The following is a 25,649-nucleotide window of genomic DNA, read 5'->3' as shown; positions in this document are numbered from 1 at the left end:
AATTTAGTGAAATTCTACCATTACCGCACCCGATTGATGGTGAAGTATTTCCTTATTATAAAAATCAATATTGACTTGGCTTTCCAACACATCCCGAACCATTCTCTGAAGCGTACCATCACCAATTCCGTGAACGATCTCCAGTCTTTTCAGATTATTCTTTCGGCAAAACTCAATTACTTCAATCAGTTTTTCCTTTTGAATAAACAATCTTTCAAAGCTATCATAGTCATTAGGATTCTTTACCAAATTATGAAAATGAAGATCCAAAACCAAATGATTTTTCTGATGTTTTTTTGAAATGATCTTTTTAGGCTCAGCTTTTCTTTCTACTCTGATATTTTCGTAGAAATCAACATTCTTGGGAACCAGCTTTTCTTTCGGATATTGATGGGTAAATCCGTATTCGTCCTTAAAAACCACAATATTTCCTTTCACGGAAGTTACCACTCCGCTTAAATCTTCATCTACTACAGAAACTGTATCCCCAATTTTCATATTTTTTACCTACTTTGAACAAATGCTTTTATTGATCAATCATGTTTCCTTATTTATACTCTCGGTCCCAATTCTATTACCTCAAGATCCTTTATTTCCTCGCCATCTACAACAAAGCGCATCATTGTTCTCACTTTGTGCCATCCCTGCTTTCCGCAAGCTCCCGGGTTCAGGTGCAAAAGACTGTTTTTTTCATCATACATTGCCTTTAAAATATGAGAATGCCCGGAAATAAATAATTTCGGGGCTTTTTCAGCAATTTCCTTTTTCGTTAATGGAGTATACTTTCCTGGATATCCTCCGATGTGAATCATCAGAATTTCAAGGTTTTCACAGACAAAACGATTTACTTCCGGAAATTCAGCGCGGATCTTTGCATTGTCAATATTTCCGTAAACTCCTTTTAAAGGTTTTATCTTTTCAAGTTGCTCAATCACGTCTACACTTCCAAAATCTCCACAATGCCAGATTTCATCTGCTTGGGAAGCATATTCCAGGATTCTTTCATCAATATAAGAATGGGAATCGGAAAGGAGAAGTATTTTTGTCATGATCTAGAGTGTTTCAGTAATATTTTTATTGATTTTAATAATCTGCTGTTGTCACTTTTCAGATTGCAAATATAGCGAAGGTTTGACAAAGAATATTTTTTGTCAATCAGTGAAGTTGAAGAAGGTTTTAAAAAATTAGTATGAAATATCTTTGGTTCTGCGTATAGAATCAAGTTTCTTTTCAATATCTGCGCTGAAAACTTTTTTTAATTTCAGCTCATGACTGCTCAGTTTTGAAATAATAAAAGTCCCAGTCATACTTGTATTTGAAGAGAATGCAATTGCTACTGTAGAATCTGAGACTTTCTTCCAGCTGCCAAGATATCGTTCGGGTTTTGAAGATCTATTTGGTAAATCAGTTTTGATGTCATATCCATTGGTAGATTTGCTTAGGTTACCTGTAACCTTCCCGTTTTTATTAAATTTTATACCAGGAGTTTTAGTATCAAACGAACCCTGTACTTCATAAGTGTAAATATAAGTATCTAGTTTCTTCAGTTTCCAATTTTGCATCAGAAGAGGATTAGAAGTTCTGTCCTGGCTTTTCATAAAACCTACAGCGAAAAATAATAATAGAAGAAATGGGATCAACTTTTTCATACTTTTAAAATAATTACATTTTAATATCAGCAAAATTATGCTTTTCAATACAAGGCTGAAAATTTTCTGCTGATTATAAAGTTTATCATGACAGCTTCATCTTTCTACAAAGTCTCAAATTGAGACATTTTGCTTTTTCTGACTCTTTTTTTGTTTAATTCTTAAAACTCTTTTTCTGAAACGCTGAAAATTGATTTGCATTACAAAAAATGGGGATTAAAAAAATGCACATATTCACTTTTTGGTGTATTAATGGACTAGTATTTTTTATTTTAATGAGTTATAAATCAGTATTTTAGTATGTTCATTTTCGGTATTTTAAATAATTCTTTTGCTGGCTGAAAAATATGTATATATTTGTCTTAATTTTTATTTAATCTAAACAAAAATAATAATGAGTGTCGGTTTATACTTATTGGAAAGCAAAAACTGGTATTATTTTGACCTTATACCAAAGTTTGATGAAGAGTTGTCAACGTTCATGAACAGTTGTTCTGAAAGTAAATTCATACGAATTAATATTACAGGTAAAGAATCTTATTTAATTGTTCCTGTAAAGCATTTTTCTACTACCGGAGTTCATTACCTTGGAAAAGACGTTGGGTATAGAGAAAAGAAAATGGGTGAAGTGATTAAGATTGGTGAAGAAGAAGCGTATCGATTTATTACTTCCCTTGCTTATGGTGGAAATACAACCCTAGAAAATCCGGAAGAGGATTATATCAAATATTTTTCTGAAGAGTTTGATACATATTTTGACAAGGCTCATAAAACAGTAGATGAGGCTGATCTCTTCGCAGATTCTGTGAAAGCAGGAACTCTCTTTGAGTTTTTCGGATATGAGAATGATTACTTATTGGAATTTATCTCAAAGAATATCTCGTTAGAATCCAATTATGATAAGAAAGCAGCTATTATCCAATGGTTTTCAGAATATACCCATTCATTACTGAAAACAGCTGTAGGAAAGTATATTGAGGAAGGAATTATCTATAACAGTAATATTGGGCATACCTATATCAATCAAAGTGCGGATAAAATACATGTTAGTTTTGATGAATACATTCTGGACGGATCTGCTATAAGAACTGAAAAGGCAGAAAGTTTTATAAGAACTCATGTAGTGTATTACAATCTTTATCCGGTTTTGAGACATTTGGCTTATCTGGGTTCAATAGAGGAAGAAATTCTTTACCAGATTGTAGATACAGAAATTGATTCTTTAAAGGAAGTTTATGGCGATGCCATGAGTTTTATTTATGAAACCATAGAGGCAAGGCTTTTCCTGAAACAGGCTTACAGTGTGAATGACGGTATCTGGAAAGAATATATCAGACAACATAATTTCCTGATTAATCCTAAGCACTATTCCAAAAAGCTGATCAAACCGGATTATGGGGAAATCTTGCATAAAAGATACTTCAATAATGGGACTTTAGAAATTACCCTGAGAGCTTTTAATCCGGAAACGGATATGGAATTCCTTCATGAATGGTCCAATATGGAGTACGCTAAAAAGTATTGGGAAATGGATGTAGATAAACAGGAGTTTGAAGAAGCTTATATTAAACACATGGGGGTTGATTATTCCCATCCTTACATTGGACTTCTGAATGGCAATCCTATTTTTACTTTAGAACTCTATTGGGCAGTAAAAGATGAAGTGGGCAAGTACTACCGATTCAATCCTGGAGATTACGGCTTTCACATGCTTATTGCTCCTGCAAAAGAAAAAATTCCCAACTTTTCAATGAATGCATTGGCTATGTGTATGGAATATTTCTTCTCTTTCCCACAACTGACAAGAATGATAGGCGAAGCCTCTGCATCTCATAAAGGAACACATAACCTGATTACCAAAGTAGGATGTGAATTCAACAGATCTCTGGCTCTTCCTTATAAAACATCCAACCTGACTTTCCTTGACCGCGAAAAGTTCTACGAAACAACAGAAGATATCTTCAAAAACTCGGTTCTGAAAATAAACATTACAACATAATACTTGAATACTGAAAAAGATAATTTATGAAATATGATATTATTGGTATAGGAATAGGTCCATTCAATCTAAGCCTTGCAGCTCTGCTTGAGGAGCATAATCTGAAAACCATATTTTTTGATAAAGCACCAAGGTTTGAATGGCATAGCGGTTTGATGATAGAAAGGACAACGCTACAGGTTCCTTTCCTGGCAGATTTGGTAACGATTGTAAATCCTAAAAGCCCTTTTACGTATATCAATTATTTAAGAGAGCAAGGTAAGATTTTCCGCTTCTGTTTTAAGGAAAGCTTTTATGTTACGAGAATGGAGTATAACCTTTACTGCAAATGGGTAGCCTCACAAATTGAAAGTCTGAATTTCAGTCATACCGTTACAGAAATAGATTATAATGAACTTCATGAATGCTACGAAGTTTCAGTGATTGATCTAATTAATTGTGAAAAGAAAGTATATCTCACAGATAAAATTGTCTTAGGAGTTGGTTCTATTCCTAATGTGCCTAAGATAACAGAGCGTTTCTCAAAAGAACATATATTCCACTCTTCCGAATATTTACACAGAAAACAATATTTAAAGAAAGGCAGCACCATTACAGTATTAGGTTCCGGACAAAGTGGAGGAGAAGTTTTTTTTGATCTTCTTTCATCCAGACCGGATTTAGATTTAAAACTGAATTGGGTAACAGCAGCAGACCGATTCTTCCCAATGGAAAACTCAAAATTCACTTATGAATTTACTTCCATGGATTATATTTCTTATTTCAACAGGCTTCCATTAAACAAAAGAAGAGATGTTATCAACAAGCAGGATATTCTGTATAAAGGAATTAATGATGAATTGATAAGTACAATTTATGATGAACTTTATCATCAGCAGATGAAGGAAGAACAACCACTTCCTGTGAAAATTCTTACCAATAGTTTGCTTGAAGAGATGTCATACAATGAAAGCTATACACTAAATATGAGGCATCTGGAAGAAGAAAAAAACTTCTCCGTAGATACAGATTATCTTATTCTGGCAACAGGCTATAGATATGAAGTTCCTCATTTCTTACAACCCATCGAAGACCGCCTGAACAAAAGCCAAAATGATGGGACATTATTATCCTCAGAAAACTACACAGTTGATGTAAACGATAGTGAAATATTCATGCAGAACGGCTGTGTAGATTCGCAAGGGATTATCACATCAGATCTTGGAATGGGACCTTACAGAAACGCGACTATTATCAACAAAATACTGGGTCACGAGTATTATCCATTAGAAAAAAACATTGCTTTTCAACATTTCGGAGCATTAGAAACTATATAAACTATGAAGCGTATATTTTTCCTGGTCTCTGTACTTTCTTCTTTAGCTTTGGCTGCCTGCCCGATTACTTTAGTCGTTAAAAATCTCAAAAAATACAATCATGATGATGTGTATGTTATGATTAACGGCGAAAAGAAAAAGGTCTCAAAACAGGGAACTGTTGATTTTGCAGAAGTGTCAGATGGTCCTGTGAAGGTATCTGTATTGTATCATGGTGAAGTTGTTTATAATGATACATTAAATATCAATTGTCAATCACATCAAAAATATGAAATCGCAATTTCGGATGCAAACAGTATTGATGAGGTCTATATCAGAGGCAAAAAGAAACTGCAGAAGCTTAAAGAAACTCCTCTAAGTGTTAAGATCGTTGATATGCAGGCTGTAAAAAGCCAGGCAAACAATATTGGTGAAATACTTAATATGACCACTGGAGTGAAGCTTCGTACAGAAGGAGGAGTAGGATCCGGATTTCAGGTTAATCTTGGAGGTCTTCAGGGGAAAGCAGTCAGAATTTTCAGAGATGGAGTACCCATTGAATTTTACGGACATAGCTTTAATCCGAATGTTTTATCTCCCAATATGCTAGACAGGGTAGATGTGTACAAAGGGGTAATGCCCATCGCTCTGGCATCAGATGCGTTAGGTGGTGGGATTAATTTTATCTCAAAACCTATACAAAAAGACAACCTTGAAATATCCAATGAGATTGCATCATTTAGTACCTACAAATCTCATCTTAATGCAGTATTTACAGGAAAAAAAGACAGTTTATTTTATATAGGAACCCAGGCGAGTTATGTGTTTTCTAAAAACAACTATAAAATTCTGGGGGATATTATCGATCCTGAAACAGCCAATCTTAAAAAAGTGGAAGCTAAAAGATTTCACGATGATACTGAAGCTTCTTACATGGAAGTCTATACCGGTGTAAGAAAAAAAAGCTGGGCTGATGACTTTAGAGTAGGATTTATCTACTCTCATTTTTATAAAGAGATTCAGAATGACCTTGAAATGAGAAAACCCTATGGTGAAGCATTTGCCAAAGAAAATAATGTAACGGGTTACCTTCAGTATAAAAAAATGTTCTTTGATAACCGGCTGAAACTAGATCTAATGACTGCCTTTGCCAGATATAACAATTCTTTTGTAGACATCAGCAGACGCAGATACAATTGGCTGGGAGAATCTACTTTCAGTGATGAAAATAGCGTTGGTGAGATCAATAAAGGGAATGATATGAAAATGAATTACAATATGTTTCATACAAGGCTAAATGCTGCATTCCGAATCAATAATAATCACAGTCTGGAATTTGGAAATGTCTATTTCTATCAACGCAGAAAAGGAAGTGATCCTTATGGAGCCATTAATAGCAACGGAGAAGATGTTCTTAAGGTCCCTGCGATTTACAACAAAAATATTGCAGCGTTGGGATTAGTATCTCACTGGCTTGACCGAAAGGTGGAAACCGTGCTTGGGGTAAAGAATTATTTCTTCAGTTCTAAAGGATATACCACTGATAAATATAATTTCACATGGGAGTCTGACCGGAATAAAAATGCCTCAGGATATATGGCAGGAATCAGCTATAAACCTAAAAACTTTATCCTGAAATTATCCTATGAAAAAGCAGTTCGTCTTCCTGATGAAACCGAAATTTTTGGAGACGGAGTCTTAATCAAAGAAAATCTTGACCTCGAACCCGAAAAAAGTGATAACGTCAATGTTGTTCTGGATTATACTTCATCAAATTATAAGCTGAATACAAGTTTAAATCTCTTCTACAGAAATGTCAAGAACACAATATTCATGATACCGGATAATCCTTATGGAAGATATCAGAACTATTATGATAACAGAATTCTTGGATTGGAATATGAGATCAATTATCAACCGATAAAAAATATCCAGACAGGATTCAATCTTACCTATCAGGATATAAGACTTAAGAATCTTTCCGGTTCTGAAACGATTTGGGAAGATGCCAGACAGCCAAATATTCCTTACCTATTCGGAAACCATTATATGAGACTGAATTTTTCAGATATTCTCAAAATAAAGGATAAGGTGGAGCTGTACTATAATATCAATTATGTACATCGTTTCCTGCTATATCCCGTACCAAAAAACCTTGAACCGGGACTGTTTTCCAAAGCTACCATTGCTTCCAGCGATCTTCTGATCCCGAATGATGGCAGACTGGGAATGGTGGATGTAGGTGTGGGAATTACCTATTTCCTCGCAGATCCTAAGCTGGCTATTAATTTTAGCGTTAATAATCTTACAAACGAAAGACTTTACGATAATTATAACGCACAGAAACCCACTAGATCTTATCATTTAAAATTAACGTATACAATTTTTTAATATTATAATCATGAGAAAATCAAAACCGTTTTCAATCATTTTATCTGCATTAAGCCTCTTGCTTTTTACTCATTGCAGCAGCGATGACAATATTGAAGAGCAACAGAAACAACCAACAAAAGACAGTTGGATCATCTATAACAGTACAGCCGGATGGGGTGGAAATATTTATTCATTCTCAGAACTGCCTCAGGGAGAACTTTCATTAGCGGATAAAAAACCTTTCTATCAGATTGCTTATTCCGCAGGAGGGAAAGCTTTCGGAGAAAATATATACAGACTTGGTGGTGCAGCCTCTTCAGAAGAAGGTTTCTCTAAACTTACAGCAGATAATGCCGGAAGTATTTCTTCAAAAGGTTTCATCGCTACCCAAAATAATGGTTTTGAGCCTAACTATCTGGTAGTGAGTGAGACGGAAGGATATTATTGGGATGGTTCAAGAGGAATGCTTAAACTTCAGACTTTTAATCCGGGAACCATGCAGCGTACAGGAGAAATAGACCTTTCTTCATTGGCTCAAACTATTGACCCCGCTGTTCTTGAACCGGGAGAAACAGCTTATCAGGCTGCAGGACAGCTAATTTTAATCAAGAGAGATGATAAATTATACCTTGATTTACAGATCGGTAAAAAAGGATCGAATTGGCAGATAAAACCGGTTGTAAAAGAAGTAGCGGTTGCAGTATATAACCTGACGACAAAAAAGGTGGAAAATGTTACCAAATATCCTAATGCTACAAACCTTGGGCTTTTCACAGACCATGTTCTATGGAGTATTGATGAGGTAACCAAAGATATTTATATGGTAGCAACATCTGATATGAAAGCGCAGGAATCAGCTTATTCATCAAAGATTCTTAGAATAAAAAATGGGCAAACTACCTTTGATTCTACCTTTGAAATTGATATGAAAAATTATGTTCAGCCGGCAGAGTTTAACAGGATATTTGCTTATAATAATAAAATTTATACTACAATTCCTTCAACAGGTGCATCTTATTATGCAGGAGGACATGGGGTAAGCTACAGAAATGATATCTGGTTCTGGAACGAAATTGATGTTCAAACCAAAAAAGCTGTAAAACTTGATATTCCGGTGGATAATTTTTACAACTATCAGAACCCATTCTTATATAAAAACAGAATCTATTTTATGTCTAATAATAAGGCAGACAACTTTTCAGGTTTAAGCTCTTACGACCCGGTTTCTAAAAATACAAAAGTTGAATTTAAACTTAAAGGAAGCGGAAGACTAATGGGGGTGAATATCATTTCTAAAAAATAATTTCTTTTTTGTTAGTACAATAAGATCATTTGATTTAATGAGAACCGGAAGAATTTTCTTCCGGTTTTTTTTGTGAATAGAAGTAAGGTAGTTGGAGGCTGAAAATTACCTTAAAGAAGAATGTTGAATTTCAGTTTAGAGTTAAATCAAGTTTATCATGATTCCCTTCATATAAATCATATTTTTCCTATCTCAGACTCAGGTTATTTATTAAATTTGGGGAAATTAAAAAGTAATGAAGCAGAAACTTTCTTTTTTCATTTTTCTTTTAACCGTTGGAATAGCAAATGCTCAGGTTGAAGAAAAAAAACTGGATGAATTGATCCAAAATACCCTGAAGACTTTTGATGTTCCCGGAATGTCAGTAGGAATTGTAAAAGATGGTAAAATAACCTATTCTAAAGGCTTTGGAGTACGTTCTCTTACCACAAAACAGCCAATGGATGATAATACGCTTGTGGGTATTGCTTCCAATTCAAAAGGTTTTACCTGTGTGGCATTGGCAATTCTTGCAGATGAAGGAAAGTTAAACTGGGATGACAAGGTTTCAAAATATATTCCTGAATTCCAGATGTATGATCCATACGTTTCCCAAAATGTAACAGTAAAAGATCTTATTACACATAGAGCAGGACTAGGATTGGGACAAGGTGATCTTATGTTTTTCCCTGAAGGAGGAAGCTTAAGCGTTAATGATATTGTACACAATGTAAGATATCTGAAACCGGAAAACCCTTTCAGAACAACTCTGGATTATAATAATATTATGTTTATCGTTGCCGGAGAGGTAATCCACAGAATTTCCGGATTAACATGGGCTGAATTTATCGAACAGAAAATTATGAAACCTGTAGGAATGACATCCAGTTTTGGAAGTTACAACAGAGCTAAAAGTTCTGCCAATAAAATCGATGCACACGCTCCGGTAGACGGAAAAGCAATCGCTGTACCTCACGACTGGAACGAAACAGCTAATGCAGCTGGTGGAATTATGAGTAATATTAAGGACATGACAACCTGGGCAGAATGTCTGTTAAATAATTTTACAACCAAAGACGGAAAGAAATTAGTTTCAGATAAAAATATTCAACAGCTTTGGAGCTTACAGATTCCAGATAGAGTAGCGGCTAAAAACCCTTATGATACAAGTTTCTACGGATATGGTCTAGGCTGGTTCCTTAGTGATGTAAAAGGACATAAACAAGTACAGCATACGGGCGGATTGATAGGAACTGTAACTCAGTTTACTTTAATTCCTGATCTTAAACTTGGAATTGTTGTATTAACAAACCAGCAGTCAGGAGCAGCATTCAATACCATTACGAATACAGTGAAGGATTCTTACCTTGGAGTAGCAGACAGAAATTGGCTGAAAACATACGGAGACCGAATGACTAAAATAAATGCTGACTATGATAAGCAAAAGAAAGAAGCATTTACAAAATCTGAAACATTTAAAAAGGAAAAAGGGCTTCAGCCAAAAGCAGAACAGTTTACAGGAACCTACAATGATATCTGGTTTGGAGATGTTGATATAACCCAACAGGGAAATGCCTACAGAATTTCATGTAAAAATTCACCAAGATTAAAAGGAGAATTGCTTCCTTATTCTAATAATTCATTCATCATTAAATGGGATGACAGAAGTTATGATGCCGATGCTTATATTATCTTCGATTATGATGAGAACGGAAAAGCTCAGTCAGCAAGGTTGAAAGCAATTTCGGATGTTACGGATTTTAGTTTTGATTTTGATGATCTGGATCTAAGAAAGAAATAAGAACAAAAATGTAAAAAGGCGAAATCGCAAAAGATATTCTATGAAGAACGGACTTAGGTTCGTTCTTTTTTTGTGATGTTCACAGAATTTTAATGCGAAAAATTATATATTAATTGTATCAATAGGAACGGGCTTTAGCCCATTATCAAATAAGAATTTAGCCGAAACTGAAGTGAAACACCCCGTCAAAAAATATTTTTTTTGCCACCCCTCCAGAAGAGGGGAATATGGGTTTGTAAAATAAAATTTAGTTATTGAAAGAGATTAAGATCCTGTTCAGCACGTGAAAGTTCAGAATTGAGGTGATGTTTTTCAAAAAAACTTTTTAGTTCAAGTAAACGTTTTTTATTACCATAAGGAATGCTTGAATTCAATTTTCTTTGGCAGAGTGAGCATGCTCTTGCATAGTGAAAATCTGTTTCCGGAAGGGTATTGGTTCCATTCATTACACAGTTGGCATTAAGGCAATGACTGATTCCAAACATATGTCCAATTTCATGAGAACCTATTTTCATTAATCTGATAAGGCTTTTATTAAAATTGGATTCAGTTAAGCTACCATTTGAAAATCGGTATATCGATGTTACACCCACGCCATTCTCATAAGAGGCAAGTCCAAATACATAGTTCCATTCTGGTCTCGGAAATAAATCTTTTTCCGTAATTCCCATTAATACGACAGCATCTTTTGGCTTTCTTTTTATCAGAATACTGTCCAAGACATATCCAGCCAATATTTGCTCATGTTCATCTTTGATCCTTCTTACAGATTTAGGGAAAATACTATTAGATAACGTTGGTAATATTTTCGTTTCTAACTGGAAATATATTTTTAAATATTCCTGAGTAAGTTTGATCTCGTTTTTCTGAAGATTGCTAAACTCTCCTATGGGTTGAAGGTAAATTATATTTTTTCCTGTTTCAGGTTTTATTTTCTTTACCTTTTGAAAGTCCTCAAACTTTTGGAATTTTTCATCATGGTCGTACCTCCAGCTTCCTGGTTTTGGATTGGATAGTTTTACATCATTGAGTGCAATCGCTTCAAAATAAGTTCTTTCCTTTTTCTGACATGAAAAGAAAGTAAAAATTATAGCATAAAATATAATTGGAGTGAAACTAGATTTTCCCTGGCTCATAAAAGAAAAGGAGTTTTTTTCTGGCTCCGTCAAACTCAGCCCAGGAATTGCAGTCTACTTCAAAACCGGCTACACCACACGTCGGGAAATGAAAAATATCCTCAGAAATAGAATTAGCAAAATTGGAAATTCCATTATTATGAGAGAAAAGAGCAACGGAGCTCAAATTATCATCCAGGTCATAGATTACAGATTCAAAATTGCTTTCCGAAGGATTATAAAGTTTTTCATCAGTAGAGCAGTTCAGCTGATAGGTCTGATTAAAAATTTTACAGGTATTCAAAGCACGCACAGCAGGGCTTGATACAAAATGATCAATGGAAATATTATTATTTTTCAGGAATCTGGACATGTTCATAGCATCCTCCAGTCCTTTGTCTGCCAAGGGTCTGTCAAAGTCCTCTGTTTCTTCCGGCCAGTCGCTTTTTGCATGTCTTACGAGGATGAGTCTCTTCATATATTGTTTTTTGGAAGATTAAAATTATAAAAAAAATAATGGAATAAAACATGATTTGGAGAAAAAAACTGCGTTATGAATAAAATCAGTAAATTTTACTAAATTTGCAGACTTATGGGACAAATCCTTGCAATAGACTACGGAAAAGCACGTTGTGGTATCGCTGCAACAGACGATATGCAGATCATCGCCAGTGGATTGGAGACTGTAGAGAACCGTAATTTAATGGAATTTTTGAAAAAATATTTCAGCGAAAATAAGGTAGACGAAGTAGTAATTGGGCTTCCCATAGACCTGAAAGGGAATATTTCAGAGGTGGAAACTGATATTTTAAAGTTCATTGAAGAATTTAAAAAAGAATTTTCAGATATTACTGTCCATCGTTTTGATGAAAGATTTACTTCCAAAATGGCTTCATTCTTTATTTCCCAAAGCGGAAAAAATAAGAAGAAAAGACAGGAAAAAGGATTAATAGATAAAGTAAGTGCAACGATCATATTGCAGAATTTTTTAGAACAAAGATTAAGATGATATTACCAATAAGAGCTTTTGGAGATCCTGTTTTGAGAAAAGTAGGGAAAGATATAGAAAAAGACTATCCCGGATTACAGGAACTGATAGATAACATGTTCGAAACGATGTACAGCGCAAATGGAATAGGTCTTGCAGCGCCTCAGATCGGTTTGGATATCCGTCTGTTTGTAATAGATGTAACCCCTCTTGCAGAAGATGAGGATTATGAAGATATTAAGGACGAGTTGGCAGAGTTCAAAAAAGTATTCATTAACGCTAGAATTTTAGAAGAATCCGGCGAAGAATGGAAGTTTAATGAAGGTTGCCTGTCTATTCCAGATGTAAGAGAAGACGTGAAAAGAAAGGGAACAATCGTTATTGAATATTATGACGAAAATTTTGTGAAACATACAGAAACTTTTTCCGATATTAGAGCCCGCGTAATTCAGCATGAATATGATCACATTGAAGGAGTACTTTTCACGGATCATTTAAGTGCCTTGAAGAAAAAGCTGGTAAAAGGAAAACTTACGAAAATCACTCAGGGTGATGTAAGCATCGGTTACAAAATGAGATTTCCAAAATAATTTAAACAAGGATTAAAAAGAATAATAAAACGCAATAAGCCCGGCGCTGATTGCAGAAATTACAAAAAATAAAATTATGCTGTTAGAAAAAATAATTTCAATTTCTGGAAAACCAGGACTTTACAAATTAGTTTCTCAATTAAGAAACGGATTCATCATTGAAGATGTTACCAACAAGAAAAAAGTAAGCATTGGAAACTCTAGCCAGGTAAGCTTATTAGACAATATCGCAATGTTTACATTTGATAAGGAAGTTCCTTTGTTCGAAGTTTTTGAAAATATTGCTAAAAACAACGAGTACAAAGAAACAATTTCTCACAAATCTACTGATGCTGAGTTGAAAGACTTCATGTTAATTTCACTTCCTAACTACGATACTGAAAGAGTATATTCTTCAGACATCAAAAAATTAGCTCAGTGGTATAACATCCTTCACAAAGCTGGATACATTACTCCGGAAAGCTTCGTAAAAGCAGAGCCTGAAACTTTAGAAGGTGAGCCAGCTAAAGAAGAAGTAAGTGTAGAAAAAGAAGCTAAAAAAGCAGCTCCTAAAGCGGAAAAGCCTGCAGCTCCAAAAGTAAAAGCTACTTCAGCAGCAAAAGCAGCTCCTAAAAGCACACACACTAAAAAAGGATAATTCATTGTTGAATTTACCATATAAAACCTCGTCAGAAATGATGAGGTTTTTTGTTTGTAATTTTTGCAGTGTCATTCTGAGTGGAACGAACAACCTGAGATTAGTATATCCCAAAAACCTAACATATTTTCGAAATCTGTTAGGTTTAAACATCCAGTCTGTCACGCTATCACGAACCCCGTAACTTTCACTCTTAACGTTTGTCATCGTGTCCGAATAACCCTTACATTTGTATAATATTGAATTTCCAATTACTTATGAATACAAAACAGGAAAAATTAGAGGCTTTCGGAAGATTACTGGATATTATGGATGATTTACGTGAGAAATGCCCTTGGGATCAGAAGCAGACCCTACAGTCTCTCCGTCATCTTACCCTGGAAGAAACGTATGAGCTTTCCGATGCTATTTTGCAAGAAGATTTACAGGAAATCAAAAAAGAATTAGGTGATGTTTTGCTTCATTTGGTCTTTTATTCCAAAATAGGTTCTGAAAAAGAAAGTTTCGATATTGCGGATGTTATTAATTCCCTTAATGAAAAACTGATCTTCCGTCATCCTCATATTTATGGTGATACCGAAGTGAAAGATGAAGAAGAGGTGAAACAAAATTGGGAAAAACTGAAATTAAAAGAAGGAAATAAGTCTATTCTTGGAGGTGTTCCGAAAAGTTTGCCAAGTATGGTAAAAGCTTACAGAATTCAGGATAAGGTGAAGGGAATCGGCTTCGAGTTTCACGATGCAGAAGATGCATGGAAAAAAGTAGATGAAGAAATCCAGGAATTTCACGCGGAAACAGACCTTGATAAAAAAGAACAGGAGCTGGGAGATGTATTTTTCTCATTGATTAATTATGCAAGAATTTCAGGAATTAACCCGGACTCAGCTCTGGAAAGAACAAACCTGAAATTTATTTCAAGATTTCAAAAAATGGAAGGACTTGCAGAAGAACAAAACGCAAAACTGGCTGATATGACGCTGGAAGAGATGGATGTTCTTTGGGAAAAAGCAAAACAATTACAATAGTTTCTTAATTGGAACAATTAATGCTTCTTATTTTCAGTTTAAATTAAAACAACAACACAATGCTAAGACTTCTTATACTACCCCTATTTTTATTAAGCTGTAATCCTAAAGCTCAGAATTCACCTGCATCAGGAGATGATCTGCAATTGCAATTTTCTTTGCCTAAAAAGCTAAAGGAAGTTTCTGGTATTACTTTATCAAAGGATAAAAAAACAATCTGGGTAATAGAGGACAGAGGAAATAAAAATGCAATTTATGGTCTTAATGAAAAAGGAGAAATGCTTGCCAAAGTACCGGTAGAAAATGCTGAAAATACAGATTGGGAAGATATTATTTCTGATGTACAGGGAAATATTTATATTGGAGATTTTGGTAATAATGATAATAACAGACAGGATCTTGCTATTTTGAAAACTGATCTGAAAGATGCTGCTCAAGCAACTACAAAAGTTATTCAGATGACTAAGTTTCATTATGAAGGGCAAACCGAGTTTCCACCAAAAAAATCAAATCTTCTATACGATTGTGAAGGTTTTGTAGAAATGGATGGCAATTTTTACCTGTTTACGAAAAACAGAAGTAAAGGTTTTGACGGAACATTCCTGGTGTTTAAAGTTCCTAACAAAGAAGGTGATTTTGAAGCAAAGTTGATTGGGAAATTAAAGCTTCAGGGGGGCTATAATGATGCAGCGATTACTTCCGCTACAATTAACAGTACAAAAGATAAGATTGTATTACTGACCCATAAAAATGTACATGTTCTTACAGGATTTACTCCTGATAACTTCAATACCGCGAATATTGAGAAAATCTCATTAAATCATAATTCTCAAAAAGAAGCTGTTGCATTCTTCGATGATAAAACATTAATGATCGCAGACGAAAAAGGAAAGCAGGAAGGTGGAAATGTGTATAAATTTTTACTAAACCAGTAAAAAATGCTTGGCTTCAATTCGTCAATGAACTTATAGTTATACTGCAATTGACCAGGTCATACTTTCTTATTTCATTACAATAAAAGACAAAACCACAGAACGTTCTGTGGTTTTTTTATGTTGAAATTAAAATTTTCTTTTCTGAACTTTCTTCAGTGGCTGGATTGTATTATACAATTCCTCAAGTTCTTTAGGTGGTTTCCCAGAATCAAAGCTTGCTGAGGTGTAAGTTGTACCATTACTGGTGATGATAATAGTCGCTATCAGAGCTCGATCCGTATATCTGTCTGTAGTAGGAGACTGAAGAGTGGAGATTTTAGATAAATCTATTGCTTCTGCCTGTTTTGTGATCTTCCCCCATTCAGATGCGGACATTGGGGAATTACTTTCCTCTCCATTATAGGAGCTTACTTTAGATGCGGGAGTGTAAGTAATAATGGTATTACTTCCTCTTGTCTGTTCTGTTAACTGTATTTTCTCAATTTTACTCTGTTGTGAAGACGACTCCGTTTTTGGAGAAGTACTTTCATTTTTACTCTGATGATTACAATTAATATTGATTAACAGAAAAACAAAACTGATCGGTAAGATGAGACTTTTCATTTTTTATTATGTTTGATATTGGTGTTCATTTAAAACTTCATTCCTACACCAGCAGATATCCTTCCGCCATCTGCGCCATAGAAATAATTTAATCTTGCAGACATCATTTCCACGATGCTCAGCCATACTCCGGCTCCTACAGATTGGTGCCATTTTCTGGAGTCTTCTCCGTCATTCCATACACGCCCGATATCGTAGCCTACAAGAATTCCCATATTGGCTGGAACGATATTATTTCTAACTCTTCCGAAATCCCATCGTATTTCAGAATTATTGACGAAGTATGATCTTCCTGAGAATCTTTCATTTCTGAAGGCTCTCATTCCGTTGTTACCACCAATAGCTGCCGCCTGATAGAATTCAAAATTATGATTATTGATCCACATGGCATTGCTGGCATTGGCAAATACAAAAATTCCTTTCTTATCAATTCTGTGATCAATTGCCAATCGACCTTTCACAGTCAGGAAGTTTCTGTTGAAATTAGAGAAGGTGGCTTTCCAGTCTGCATTTAACATTAATTCCATTCCTAAAGTAGGAAAAGCAACGTTATCCGCATTTTTATAGCTGAAAGTATAGTTGGCTCCTAAAAACTGTTGACTGTCGAAAACTTCAGGTCTTACATCAGGCGATTGATTGATAAATCTGCCGTCTTTTCGCTGTACTTTATTATCTTCAAAAGTAAGCTGAATCTGGTGATTGAAATTCATCCATGTTTTTTGAGAAATGGATGGAGCAACATTGAACTTGGAAATCCTTGCTCTGTTATATTCTCTTTCCGTATTTTCTTTATCATAAACACTCTCGTTGGAAAGTCCAAAGAAGTTCTGGGAAAACCTCGGAGTCGTATAAGCAGCATCTAAGTTAAAATCCCATCCCGAAATTGCTTTCTTGAAAACTCCTTTATAAACAAGACTGAAACCTGCTGTAGCAGTATAAAAATTAGCTTTTAAACTATGTTTTTGAGTAAAAGGATCACGGATGAAATTATTGACTGTATAATTTACCAGCATTCCCAGAATCACTCCGTCATCAGGGTTGTAATCTGCGTTGGGATAGCCCGCTACGGCATTGTATTTTGGATGCTTATAATTATAGGTGTTGATTTCATAATCGTCCGAAATATTTTTAGTCGCATTACCCGCTTCTCTGTATGTGTTTTTCTGAGAAGCAAAATCATAAATTTTTACTTTTCTGCCATCTTCAACTTTATAAACATCGTGATTGTTTCCTCCAATTAGACGGATGTTCATTTTAGGTCTTCCGATTCCTACTACTTCATAAATATCATCATCTTCAAGACCGTAGATCCAAAGTTCCTTTGTTTTGGAATCATGATAGGTCTTATCAAAAACAAGTTCATTTTTATCCTTATTTTTTCCTAATTTATATTGCTGTACCTGTACAGAGTGTCCTTTTTTAGTAATAACAAATTTATCAGGGTTTATAGTCCCTGCTAAAGGTACTTTTTCCTGTAATACATTGTAATAATCAGCAGCGTATTTCTGTAGTTTTGTTTTTCTTAATTTCAGTTTTCTTTGAATATCTGCAATCGTTTCGTCCTGTACTTCTTTCGGAAGATTATGGAATGTATCATCAATATCCGTATCAGTTAAATGCTCCTGAATGTATTTTGCCTGTTCCTCCCATTCTTCCTGTGTAGAACCTTTTAAGAATACCAGATCCATTGGATATGGTTCCATAGCCAGCCATTTTACACTGCTGATGTCATCTGTAAAGGTTTTCATATGTCGGATTGCAGGAACATTCATAATCAGTCTGAATGCAGCTCCGTCATATTTACTGAATGCCTGATCTCTGTCTTTAGGGATTGGTTTGTAGATAATTTTATCTCCATCTTCATATTCTGCCCATTTCCATTGATCTGAATGTCTGTCCCAGTCACCAATCAGCATATCAAAAAGTCTTGCTCTGATATAGGATTCCTTATCCACGGAATATTTGGTGTTCTTGCTGAGGTTTTTCAGAACATCATCAGTGGAAAGAATATCTTTTGCATTATTTAGATAAGCAAGTGTTTTCGGATCTGATGAGAAACGTTCTTCTATCATATACATTTCATCACCGTAATTTTGATTATATCGGTCTAAAGTCTTTTGTTTAGGAATATAATACAGTTTCGGATTACTGTGGAAAATGTTTAGTTTTTCCGCCATATTTCCAACTGAAAATGGGGTGAACGGGTGATTGGTCGTATAAAAATCCAAAAGGAATTTTTCAGGGAATGTATCCGTAAGTTCTTCTCCGAAAGTACTCTTTGTGAAAGCCATATTGTTAAGGAATCTTACGGCACTCTTTTTTACTCCGCGCATCACAAATTCCTGTCCGTCCGGAGCTAATAACCTTAAACTGTTGGATTGGTTTCCACCGCCTTCTCTGAATGGTATATAACCTCCATTAAGTTCGGAAAGATTGGCTATAGGAGCTTCAATAGGAATTCCGTAATATTTTCTGTAATGTTCTCCCCATAACCATCGGTAAACACCTCCTTTTTGAGTAAGCTGAACTGGATAGATGCTTGATGAGAAAGTTGAAGGAAATGTATTAGGGAAATTATTTACAAATACATCCGGTTTGGAAATCACAGAAATCTGAGTCAGTTTTTTTAACTGCTCGTTCTTTGTAGAGAAATATTCTACATCAGTGCTCTGGTCTTTTCTTATATTTAAAACAGCAAAACCATTTCCACCGTAAGAGAAATCTGTTTTTTCTGCAATGGTAGACGGATCTGTTTTTGAGCCGGCTCCACTAATGATTTGTCTGATATTTCCATCTTCATGATACTGTAAATTATGATCATGTCCTGAAACAAAAATAATATTTTCTTTATCCTGAACTAAACTTTTCAGTCTATTGGCAAGATCGGCATAGTGTGGATTGTTGAGGTCTGCCGGGCTTATTCCTGAAGAGCTTCGAAGGATATTGATCATACTTGCGACAACAGGTACCGGAACTTTACTTTTGAGTGGGAAAAGGTGTGACTTTGCAGAATGAAATCCGGCATGCGTTCCACTGCTTATGATAGGGTGGTGAAGCGCTACAATGATTCTCTTACCCTGATTTTTAATGATAAGATCTTTAAATTCTGTAAAGAAATCTTCACGGGTTTTAATATTACAGTTTTTATTGATTCCCGGGTAATTATCCCAATTGGTAATGACCCATTCTGTATCAATGGCAATTAACTTAATATCCTTTGTGATGTTGATGTCATCAATTGGACACCCATTTTTGGGCAGGAAAGCTTTTTTGTCGTCAAAATATTTTTTTACGAATGCTTCCTGTGCATTTAATCTCTCCAAGCCGTTATACCAATCATGATTTCCAGGAATTACAAGGGTTTTTCCTTTGAAATTTTTGGTAATAGAAAGCTGATTTTCGAGTTTTTGTTTTGCTAACTCATAATCTTTGTCTGTTTCTTTAGGCATTCCGTTGGGATAAATATTATCACCCAGAAAGATCAGCATAGAATTGCTGTCGGCAGAATCCAGTTTGCCTTTCAACAGATTTAATGTTTTTTGTGCCTGTGGTTCATCTGCATTTCCGGCATCTCCGATTAAGAAGACTTTAAAGTCATTTTCAGATTTTATCTCGGAATCTTTTACTTCGAATAAGTTTTTGCCCTTTTGTACGTTATATGTTGCACAGGAATACATTACTCCGGCGGACATAACTGTTCTCAGAACAATAGAAGTATTTTTTAGATGAGTTTTAAAGGATAAATTCATAAATTTACATTAACAAAAATTCAGGAATGAACATTCTAGACAAAGCTAAAAATTATGTTGAAACCTTATTCAAAGATAAGTTATCTTCAGTATATTTTTATCATAATTTTATTCATACTGCCTACACAGTCAATAAGGCTGAGGAAATCATGAAGAACACCCCTGTTTCTGAAGAGGATCAGGAGAAAGTTCTTGTCGCATTATGGTTTCATGATACCGGGTATATTGAATGTGCCCAGAATCATGAGGAAAGAAGCGTGGAAATTATGAAAGGCTTTTTACAACAGGAAAATTATCCGGAAAGTTATGTTGCAGATATAGAAAAACTGATTCTTGCGACTAAAATTACCTACGAACCTCAGAATTTATTGGAAAAAATTGTGAAAGATGCTGACTTCAGTCATTTTGCCGGACACGATTACAATGATATTTCAGATTGCCTGAGAAAAGAATGGGAACTTACCAATGTAAAATGTTTTTCTAATGATGAATGGAATGCCGGAAATCTTGATATGCTGAAAAACAAGCATCATTTTTATACGGATTATGCAAAGGAAAATTGGGAGCCTTTGAAAAAGAAAAATATCAAGAAAATTGAAAAAAAATTAATGAAAGAAGAGGAAAAGAAAGACAGTTCTGATAATAAACCCGATAACAAAAAAGATAAAGAAAAGTCGGACAGAAGTGTTGATACGCTTTTCAGAGTTACTCTTAACAATCACACAAGATTAAGTGATATTGCGGATAGTAAAGCTAATATTCTGTTGTCTGTAAATGCAATCATTATTTCGGTTTGTCTTTCTGTATTGGTTCCTAAGCTTGATGCTCCGAAGAATTCACACCTTATTCTTCCGAGTTTTATATTGCTATTATCAAGTGTTTTGACCATTATATTTGCAATTTTATCCACAAAACCGAATGTAACTAAGACAACATTTACTTCTCAGGATATCGCGAATAGAAAAGTAAACCTGTTGTTCTTCGGAAATTTCAATCAAATGCTGTTTGATGATTATCATAATGCAATGAAAGACCTGATTAAGGACAGAGATTATATCTACGATTCTATGGTGAAAGACTTATACTATCTGGGAAAAGTTCTTGACAGAAAATATAAACTGTTATCAATTACTTATAAAATCTTTATGGCAGGAATTATTATTTCCGTATTGTCTTTTGGATTTGCTTTTTTAAGTCTTTAATTGAAAAAACTATAAAAATAGAGCTGCTTCTGGTAGGATTAAATAAAACTTACTCGAAGCATTTTTTTTGTACGATAAAGTTTTGGATAAGTAAATTGTTCAGAATTAATCCTGGCTTAAGGATACTCTCAGCGCCAGCAGTCCCGTAATCCCTTGCAGATCTTCAACCTTCAGAAACTCTACATCATGTTGTAGAATACCTTTCTTTTGAAGTTTTGCAATGTATTCCAGGTATTCCTTCTGGTTTTCCATTCCGAAATAAACGATGGTGATCTTGCCAGGAGCAGTGATGCGCTCCGAAGAGTCTTTAATATGAGCTTTATCCAAACGTTTTTTGATAATCTCATAGTAAGAATTGTAAGCTCCGTCTACATCAAAGCGTTTTTCATCCATTCTGAAACGGATGTCTATTTTCTCATTGTAAACAAAAATCAGCGAGGCAATATCCAACTGAATAGGAAGATCTTTTTTGAAAGACTGAAATTCAAGTTCCATTTTGCAGATGGTTTTCAACTGCCAGTATCTTAGCTTGTGAACAACTTTTGAAGTGTAATGCAAGTCCGGAGTAATCGTGTGCCCGATATAAAGATTATGCTCTACACCATCAGACTTGAATCTTTCATAGTAATGTGGAAAAATCTGTTGCGCCTTAATCTGGCTTTCATCCAACATATCAGCCAGCTTTCTATTGACTAAAGTGATGGAATTATCAAGATCTTTTCGGTGATTATAGAACAAGTCGGTTTGGGTTAATACGAGTGCAAAGTAATTTTGAATCATTGATTTAATTTCTTTGGATGTTCGTACTTCCAGTTTCCCCTGTAAAAAAGGGTGTATTTCCTCTCTCAATAATCTTTGAAAGCGTTGTTCAGTATCGGCTTTAATTTCATGATTCAACTCATTCTCGAAAACATCAAGGGCAAGAAGGAATTTTTCAGAATCAGAATTCGTTAATGTCAGAATATTTTTAAGCCATTCAATTTGTTGATTAATATCTTGAAGCATCAGATTGAAACGCTTTTCAGAAGAAGAACGAATGTCTGAAACTCCAAACAATGGCGTAAGATTTTTAAATGAAATTTCTTTTAAAGTGTATATTTTTTTACCAAGTGATGCTGTGAAATATTTTTCGGCTTCATTCCTGAATTTCCATACCACACTGTTGTGAATGGAGGTGTATTCCCGTTGGATAATAGCTTCAATCTGATAATTCTTCTCAAAACTGAATCTGTTGAGTGAAAACAACATCATATCGGTGAAAAACTCCATTTTTTTGAGCTTTAAACCATTGAAACTTCCGACAACAGGTGAGGTAAATTCCATAATGGCAAGAAGTTCATTATCCTGCATGATAGGAATTACCATAAAGCTGTTGATATTATTATCCTTTAAAATATTGAAAGATGAAAGCTGCTTAATATTTTCATCCAGATTATCCACATTGGAAATCACAATCGGTTTGGAATTATGACTTAAATTGTTGAAAGTCGTTCTACGAATTTCTTCATCAAAAGTATTGATCCAAAAATCAAGAATATGATTGGTGAAAACGTTTTCGTAGATAGGTACCTTTTCCAGCTTCTGATCTTTTTTGTTGAAAAGCATCAGTCCGAAATTAAGCTCAGGAACTTCAAAATAAGATTTAAAGATCTCGATGAGGTTTTCATCAGGAGTCAGATTTTCAAGATCAATTTTGATCATACTTGATTTCAGATCAGATAATGCTACTTCAGAGGTACAATCAACTAAAGAAAGAATCGTAAAACCTTTTAAAATCCATGCCTCGGAGGGAAAATATTTTTTCCATAGTTTAATATCATCCATGTTCTCCAACAACATATCTAAAACATCATCTGTTGGAATTTTAGATCTTTCAGTAGGGAAAATCTCAGTAAAATCAGAGTTTACCGTGATTTTATAATGCTTCATGATTCCGTTCTTATTTGGAATATCAAAATAAAGCGGAATGGTAGTTCTGATGTCTTTCTTGAAATAATTTTGCAGAATAAGGCAACAGCAGAATATGTACATTTCGTCGTCGTCTATGTTTCTAATTTCTATTTCAAAGTTTTTCCCGGCATCTTTAAGGATGTTTTTAAAACGTTCTGTATAATTAAAAGTAATATTTGAAAACGGAATGCTTGCTGCTTTGATTTCGTTGTGGGTAAGTCCGGTTGGGAAGAGATCAGCAAGTAACAGTCTGATAAGCTCTTCATTTTTTTCCAATAACGAGACATCCTGAAACCCTTCTTTCAATTCCTGAAAGTTTTTGGTTTTTTCAATCAGGGATTCCACATAGTTGACACGATATTCCAGACGATCATTATAACGGATATGTTCTAGTACATCCAAATACTTTTTGAATGAGATGAAAATCTTAAAGGGAGCGTCTTTTTTGTAGAAATTTGCCAACAACTGAAATTTAGAGTAAAGTTATGAAAAAAAGACTATTTCCAAATGGTATTCAGATGGGTTATTGTAATCTTTATGAGCTGTTTTGCTTTATTTTTTTAAAGAAATTATTAAAAAGAATAGAACATTTTATGTTTGTGATTTACTTTTTGATGATACTATAGTTGTGAGTAATTTTTTTAATAAATAATGCTTACAGAAATATGAGAAAGAAATCAATGTGAAGTACTTTTTCTGAACAAAATAAGAAGGTTTACTGAGGTTTATTTTCAGTTTTTTTACTTATTGAAAAATGATATTTATGAGATGGCATAATTTCATCAAGTTTTGTATCATAATATTTATCAGTCAGAATGTTTACGCTGACGCTTGTTATTTCATTTTTTAACTTAATAAATTTATCTATTTCTGCTATATTTTCAGGAGCTATATCTAAATATCCTTTTTTAATAAGATTCTTTTTATCAAAATAGTAAAAAATATATCCATATACGCCGGATTCATCTTCCTCTTGAATTAAAAGTATTTTTTCATAACCATCAGCAAATAGAAAAGGTGTTAAAACATATGCATCGGTGATAATAAGATCAATCTCTTTATTATTGATAAAGATTTTTTTTCCACCGATATTATTCGGTTCATCTAAATAGTTTTTTAACTGTACAATAAACTCTGATTTTTGATAAACTTCATCCTCTTTATTGATAGAGCTCCATTTCTCATAAGCAAAGTATGAATTTTTCTTCTTTTCATCTTTTGAAATAGAGGAATTATTGATAGGCTTTTTCTCCTCAGACTTTGATGGCTGTATAGTTTCTGGTTTAGTTTCTTTGCAGGATAAAATCAATAAAATAAAAAGTAAGGATAGTTTTTTCTGCATCTTTATATTATTTACAAGGTTCAAGGATCAGCGGTGTTTTATCCCCGTTTTCTTTTATGAGAAGGAAATCATTGCCAACAAATTCAAGCTTTTGTTTTTTCAAATTATACAATCCGGTCCATTGCAATTCTGCTTTCCCATTTTTTTGCAGAATAAGTTTCCCAATCACTTTATCTTTCGAGATTTCTTCATCTACAATTTTCAAATTCTCCTTATAATAATCTTGCTGAGAGGCTAAGCTTGCATATTTTAGAAGATATTCATTTTTGTTGGATACCTTTTCAATCTTTAGATTAATGTAAATAGCATTGAAATCATATAGTGACAAATAACCTTCATTTTTATTGATTTCTAATTCAGTTAATTCATTTTCACAAATTACTGCCCAGGTGCCTTTTAGATCTGACTGGTATGTTTGTTCTTCTACTTTTCCATTTAATAATTTGATATCCTCATTAATACTGTCAAATTTTTCGTCCTGATTTTGCTCAATTTTATTAAGTTTTAATTTTTTAGAAGGAGAGGAGTGTATATATACCTTTTTAGAATTTTCATCAAAAGAAAAAGTACCTTTCACAAATTCTGAAACTTCATATATTCCTATGAAATTAAGTGTATCTTTCCTAAAATGATAAAGAGAATAAGTAGAAAACTGTTCTGTAAATGATGGTAATAACAAATATCCTTCAGAAGAATCATTTTCTTTCAACAAAATATGGATGTCCTTTTCTGCAAGTTCAAGCGAGGTGTCATAAAAAAAATTAATATGAACAGGCTTCCAGGAAACAAATTCTTTTTTATTATTTTCAATAGAAATATAAGCTCTTTCAGAGAGATACCTAATTTTTACAGTAAGTGAATTATGATTTAAATCTAGCTTTTGAAATGGTTTGTTTAGGTTGTAATCGGTTTGTTTACTAACATTTAAAACTTCTGTAAATAAGTTTTCTTTTGTATTATTTGTAGTAATTCCTATACTAGGTTTTTCATTTGCAGTGTTTAATGAATTAGCTTTTTTACAAGAAATGCATACCCATAAAAGTAAGATTAAAAGGCTTTTCATATAAATTTTATGGTGTACTATTTAGTGAATTTGATTTTTCCAGATAAATAA

General features: G+C 34.1%; 21 protein-coding genes. 11 read left to right on the top strand and 10 right to left on the bottom strand.

Going from position 1 to position 25,649, the window contains the following annotated elements; translation table 11 throughout:
- Window positions 1-3: 3 nt before the first annotated feature.
- The 3 genes from BW983_RS17020 to BW983_RS17010 form a co-directional block, all read right to left on the bottom strand.
- Window positions 4-498, bottom strand: a complete 495-nt coding sequence (locus BW983_RS17020) for a Smr/MutS family protein (protein ID WP_076553088.1) — start codon at window positions 496-498, stop codon at window positions 4-6.
- A 53-nt stretch (window positions 499-551) separates the two neighbouring features.
- Window positions 552-1,049, bottom strand: coding sequence for a metallophosphoesterase family protein (locus BW983_RS17015; RefSeq protein ID WP_076553087.1), 498 nt, complete (start codon window positions 1,047-1,049; stop codon window positions 552-554).
- A gap of 135 nt (window positions 1,050-1,184) precedes the next feature.
- On the bottom strand, window positions 1,185-1,649 hold the full coding sequence (locus BW983_RS17010) for a hypothetical protein (protein WP_076553086.1): 465 nt from the start codon (window positions 1,647-1,649) through the stop codon (window positions 1,185-1,187).
- Window positions 1,650-2,043: 394 nt separating this feature from the next.
- On the opposite strand from BW983_RS17010, the gene BW983_RS17005 reads away from it, so the two are divergent.
- The 5 genes from BW983_RS17005 to BW983_RS16985 all read left to right on the top strand — a co-directional run bounded on the left by BW983_RS17005 (window position 2,044) and on the right by BW983_RS16985 (window position 10,399).
- Window positions 2,044-3,648, top strand: coding sequence for a GNAT family N-acetyltransferase (locus BW983_RS17005; RefSeq protein ID WP_076553085.1), 1,605 nt, complete (start codon window positions 2,044-2,046; stop codon window positions 3,646-3,648).
- Window positions 3,649-3,674: 26 nt separating this feature from the next.
- Complete coding sequence (locus BW983_RS17000; protein WP_076553084.1) at window positions 3,675-4,964, top strand: lysine N(6)-hydroxylase/L-ornithine N(5)-oxygenase family protein; 1,290 nt, start codon at window positions 3,675-3,677, stop codon at window positions 4,962-4,964.
- A gap of 3 nt (window positions 4,965-4,967) precedes the next feature.
- A complete protein-coding gene (locus BW983_RS16995) occupies window positions 4,968-7,334 on the top strand; it encodes a TonB-dependent receptor (RefSeq protein ID WP_076553083.1) in 2,367 nt (788 codons plus the stop codon).
- 10 nt (window positions 7,335-7,344) lie between these two features.
- Complete coding sequence (locus BW983_RS16990; RefSeq protein WP_076553082.1) at window positions 7,345-8,619, top strand: hypothetical protein; 1,275 nt, start codon at window positions 7,345-7,347, stop codon at window positions 8,617-8,619.
- 235 nt (window positions 8,620-8,854) lie between these two features.
- Window positions 8,855-10,399 carry a serine hydrolase gene (locus BW983_RS16985; protein WP_076553081.1) on the top strand — a complete coding sequence of 515 codons (1,545 nt, stop codon included), beginning with the start codon at window positions 8,855-8,857 and terminating at the stop codon, window positions 10,397-10,399.
- A 251-nt stretch (window positions 10,400-10,650) separates the two neighbouring features.
- On the opposite strand, the gene BW983_RS16980 is transcribed toward BW983_RS16985, so the two are convergent.
- Together BW983_RS16980 and BW983_RS16975 are read right to left on the bottom strand one after the other, a co-directional pair.
- Window positions 10,651-11,535: an archaemetzincin gene (locus BW983_RS16980; RefSeq protein WP_076553080.1), complete on the bottom strand. Its 885-nt coding sequence runs from the start codon at window positions 11,533-11,535 to the stop codon at window positions 10,651-10,653.
- Window positions 11,516-11,992: a SixA phosphatase family protein gene (locus BW983_RS16975; RefSeq protein ID WP_065396660.1), complete on the bottom strand. Its 477-nt coding sequence runs from the start codon at window positions 11,990-11,992 to the stop codon at window positions 11,516-11,518. The genes BW983_RS16980 and BW983_RS16975 overlap by 20 nt, the downstream gene beginning before the upstream one ends.
- 114 nt (window positions 11,993-12,106) lie before the next feature.
- Between BW983_RS16975 and ruvX the strand changes: the two genes are divergently transcribed.
- The 5 genes from ruvX (at window position 12,107) to BW983_RS16950 (ending at window position 15,689) form a co-directional block, all read left to right on the top strand.
- Window positions 12,107-12,523 (top strand): Holliday junction resolvase RuvX, encoded by a 417-nt coding sequence (ruvX, locus tag BW983_RS16970; protein ID WP_076553079.1) that lies wholly within the window; start codon window positions 12,107-12,109, stop codon window positions 12,521-12,523.
- Window positions 12,520-13,092, top strand: coding sequence for a peptide deformylase (gene def / locus BW983_RS16965; protein ID WP_076553078.1), 573 nt, complete (start codon window positions 12,520-12,522; stop codon window positions 13,090-13,092). Before ruvX ends, def begins: the two co-directional genes overlap by 4 nt.
- 76 nt (window positions 13,093-13,168) lie before the next feature.
- Window positions 13,169-13,729, top strand: a complete 561-nt coding sequence (locus BW983_RS16960) for a DUF5606 family protein (RefSeq protein ID WP_076553077.1) — start codon at window positions 13,169-13,171, stop codon at window positions 13,727-13,729.
- Window positions 13,730-13,986: 257 nt separating this feature from the next.
- Window positions 13,987-14,754 (top strand): nucleoside triphosphate pyrophosphohydrolase, encoded by a 768-nt coding sequence (gene mazG / locus BW983_RS16955; RefSeq protein WP_076553076.1) that lies wholly within the window; start codon window positions 13,987-13,989, stop codon window positions 14,752-14,754.
- A 59-nt stretch (window positions 14,755-14,813) separates the two neighbouring features.
- Entirely contained in the window at window positions 14,814-15,689 is an 876-nt protein-coding gene (locus BW983_RS16950) for an SdiA-regulated/phytase-like domain-containing protein (protein ID WP_076553075.1), read from the top strand.
- A 126-nt stretch (window positions 15,690-15,815) separates the two neighbouring features.
- Here the strand turns inward: BW983_RS16950 and BW983_RS16945 are convergent, their stop codons facing one another.
- Together BW983_RS16945 and BW983_RS16940 are read right to left on the bottom strand one after the other, a co-directional pair.
- Window positions 15,816-16,292, bottom strand: coding sequence for a hypothetical protein (locus BW983_RS16945; RefSeq protein ID WP_076553074.1), 477 nt, complete (start codon window positions 16,290-16,292; stop codon window positions 15,816-15,818).
- A 29-nt stretch (window positions 16,293-16,321) separates the two neighbouring features.
- A complete protein-coding gene (locus BW983_RS16940; protein WP_076553073.1) occupies window positions 16,322-20,041 on the bottom strand; it encodes a metallophosphoesterase in 3,720 nt (1,239 codons plus the stop codon).
- A 26-nt stretch (window positions 20,042-20,067) separates the two neighbouring features.
- Between BW983_RS16940 and BW983_RS16935 the strand changes: the two genes are divergently transcribed.
- Complete coding sequence (locus BW983_RS16935; RefSeq protein WP_076553072.1) at window positions 20,068-21,243, top strand: Pycsar system effector family protein; 1,176 nt, start codon at window positions 20,068-20,070, stop codon at window positions 21,241-21,243.
- Window positions 21,244-21,348: 105 nt separating this feature from the next.
- On the opposite strand, the gene BW983_RS16930 is transcribed toward BW983_RS16935, so the two are convergent.
- From BW983_RS16930 to BW983_RS16920, 3 genes are all read right to left on the bottom strand, one after another.
- Window positions 21,349-23,655: a GAF domain-containing protein gene (locus BW983_RS16930; RefSeq protein WP_076553071.1), complete on the bottom strand. Its 2,307-nt coding sequence runs from the start codon at window positions 23,653-23,655 to the stop codon at window positions 21,349-21,351.
- A 253-nt stretch (window positions 23,656-23,908) separates the two neighbouring features.
- The gene (locus BW983_RS16925) at window positions 23,909-24,535 is read right to left on the bottom strand and encodes a hypothetical protein (RefSeq protein WP_076553070.1); all 627 of its coding nucleotides are present in this window, start codon (window positions 24,533-24,535) and stop codon (window positions 23,909-23,911) included.
- Between the two features lie 7 nt (window positions 24,536-24,542).
- A complete protein-coding gene (locus BW983_RS16920; RefSeq protein WP_076553069.1) occupies window positions 24,543-25,598 on the bottom strand; it encodes a hypothetical protein in 1,056 nt (351 codons plus the stop codon).
- Between the last annotated feature and the right edge of the window lie 51 nt (window positions 25,599-25,649).

It is taken from the genome of Chryseobacterium ureilyticum, from assembly GCF_900156735.1.
GTDB classification, from domain to species: domain Bacteria; phylum Bacteroidota; class Bacteroidia; order Flavobacteriales; family Weeksellaceae; genus Chryseobacterium; species Chryseobacterium ureilyticum.
Note: the sequence above shows the minus strand (reverse complement) of the source record. Positions and strands in the feature narration are given on the sequence as shown.

Bases quoted from the DNA above. Each gene is read 5' to 3' on its own strand.
- BW983_RS17020 (WP_076553088.1), bottom strand. From the start codon at position 498: ATGAAAATTGGGGATACAGTTTCTGTAGTAGATGAAGATTTAAGCGGA.
- BW983_RS17015 (WP_076553087.1), bottom strand. From the start codon at position 1,049: ATGACAAAAATACTTCTCCTTTCCGATTCCCATTCTTATATTGATGAA.
- BW983_RS17010 (WP_076553086.1), bottom strand. From the start codon at position 1,649: ATGAAAAAGTTGATCCCATTTCTTCTATTATTATTTTTCGCTGTAGGT.
- BW983_RS17005 (WP_076553085.1), top strand. From the start codon at position 2,044: ATGAGTGTCGGTTTATACTTATTGGAAAGCAAAAACTGGTATTATTTT.
- BW983_RS17000 (WP_076553084.1), top strand. From the start codon at position 3,675: ATGAAATATGATATTATTGGTATAGGAATAGGTCCATTCAATCTAAGC.
- BW983_RS16995 (WP_076553083.1), top strand. From the start codon at position 4,968: ATGAAGCGTATATTTTTCCTGGTCTCTGTACTTTCTTCTTTAGCTTTG.
- BW983_RS16990 (WP_076553082.1), top strand. From the start codon at position 7,345: ATGAGAAAATCAAAACCGTTTTCAATCATTTTATCTGCATTAAGCCTC.
- BW983_RS16985 (WP_076553081.1), top strand. From the start codon at position 8,855: ATGAAGCAGAAACTTTCTTTTTTCATTTTTCTTTTAACCGTTGGAATA.
- BW983_RS16980 (WP_076553080.1), bottom strand. From the start codon at position 11,535: ATGAGCCAGGGAAAATCTAGTTTCACTCCAATTATATTTTATGCTATA.
- BW983_RS16975 (WP_065396660.1), bottom strand. From the start codon at position 11,992: ATGAAGAGACTCATCCTCGTAAGACATGCAAAAAGCGACTGGCCGGAA.
- ruvX (WP_076553079.1), top strand. From the start codon at position 12,107: ATGGGACAAATCCTTGCAATAGACTACGGAAAAGCACGTTGTGGTATC.
- def (WP_076553078.1), top strand. From the start codon at position 12,520: ATGATATTACCAATAAGAGCTTTTGGAGATCCTGTTTTGAGAAAAGTA.
- BW983_RS16960 (WP_076553077.1), top strand. From the start codon at position 13,169: ATGCTGTTAGAAAAAATAATTTCAATTTCTGGAAAACCAGGACTTTAC.
- mazG (WP_076553076.1), top strand. From the start codon at position 13,987: ATGAATACAAAACAGGAAAAATTAGAGGCTTTCGGAAGATTACTGGAT.
- BW983_RS16950 (WP_076553075.1), top strand. From the start codon at position 14,814: ATGCTAAGACTTCTTATACTACCCCTATTTTTATTAAGCTGTAATCCT.
- BW983_RS16945 (WP_076553074.1), bottom strand. From the start codon at position 16,292: ATGAAAAGTCTCATCTTACCGATCAGTTTTGTTTTTCTGTTAATCAAT.
- BW983_RS16940 (WP_076553073.1), bottom strand. From the start codon at position 20,041: ATGAATTTATCCTTTAAAACTCATCTAAAAAATACTTCTATTGTTCTG.
- BW983_RS16935 (WP_076553072.1), top strand. From the start codon at position 20,068: ATGAACATTCTAGACAAAGCTAAAAATTATGTTGAAACCTTATTCAAA.
- BW983_RS16925 (WP_076553070.1), bottom strand. From the start codon at position 24,535: ATGCAGAAAAAACTATCCTTACTTTTTATTTTATTGATTTTATCCTGC.
- BW983_RS16920 (WP_076553069.1), bottom strand. From the start codon at position 25,598: ATGAAAAGCCTTTTAATCTTACTTTTATGGGTATGCATTTCTTGTAAA.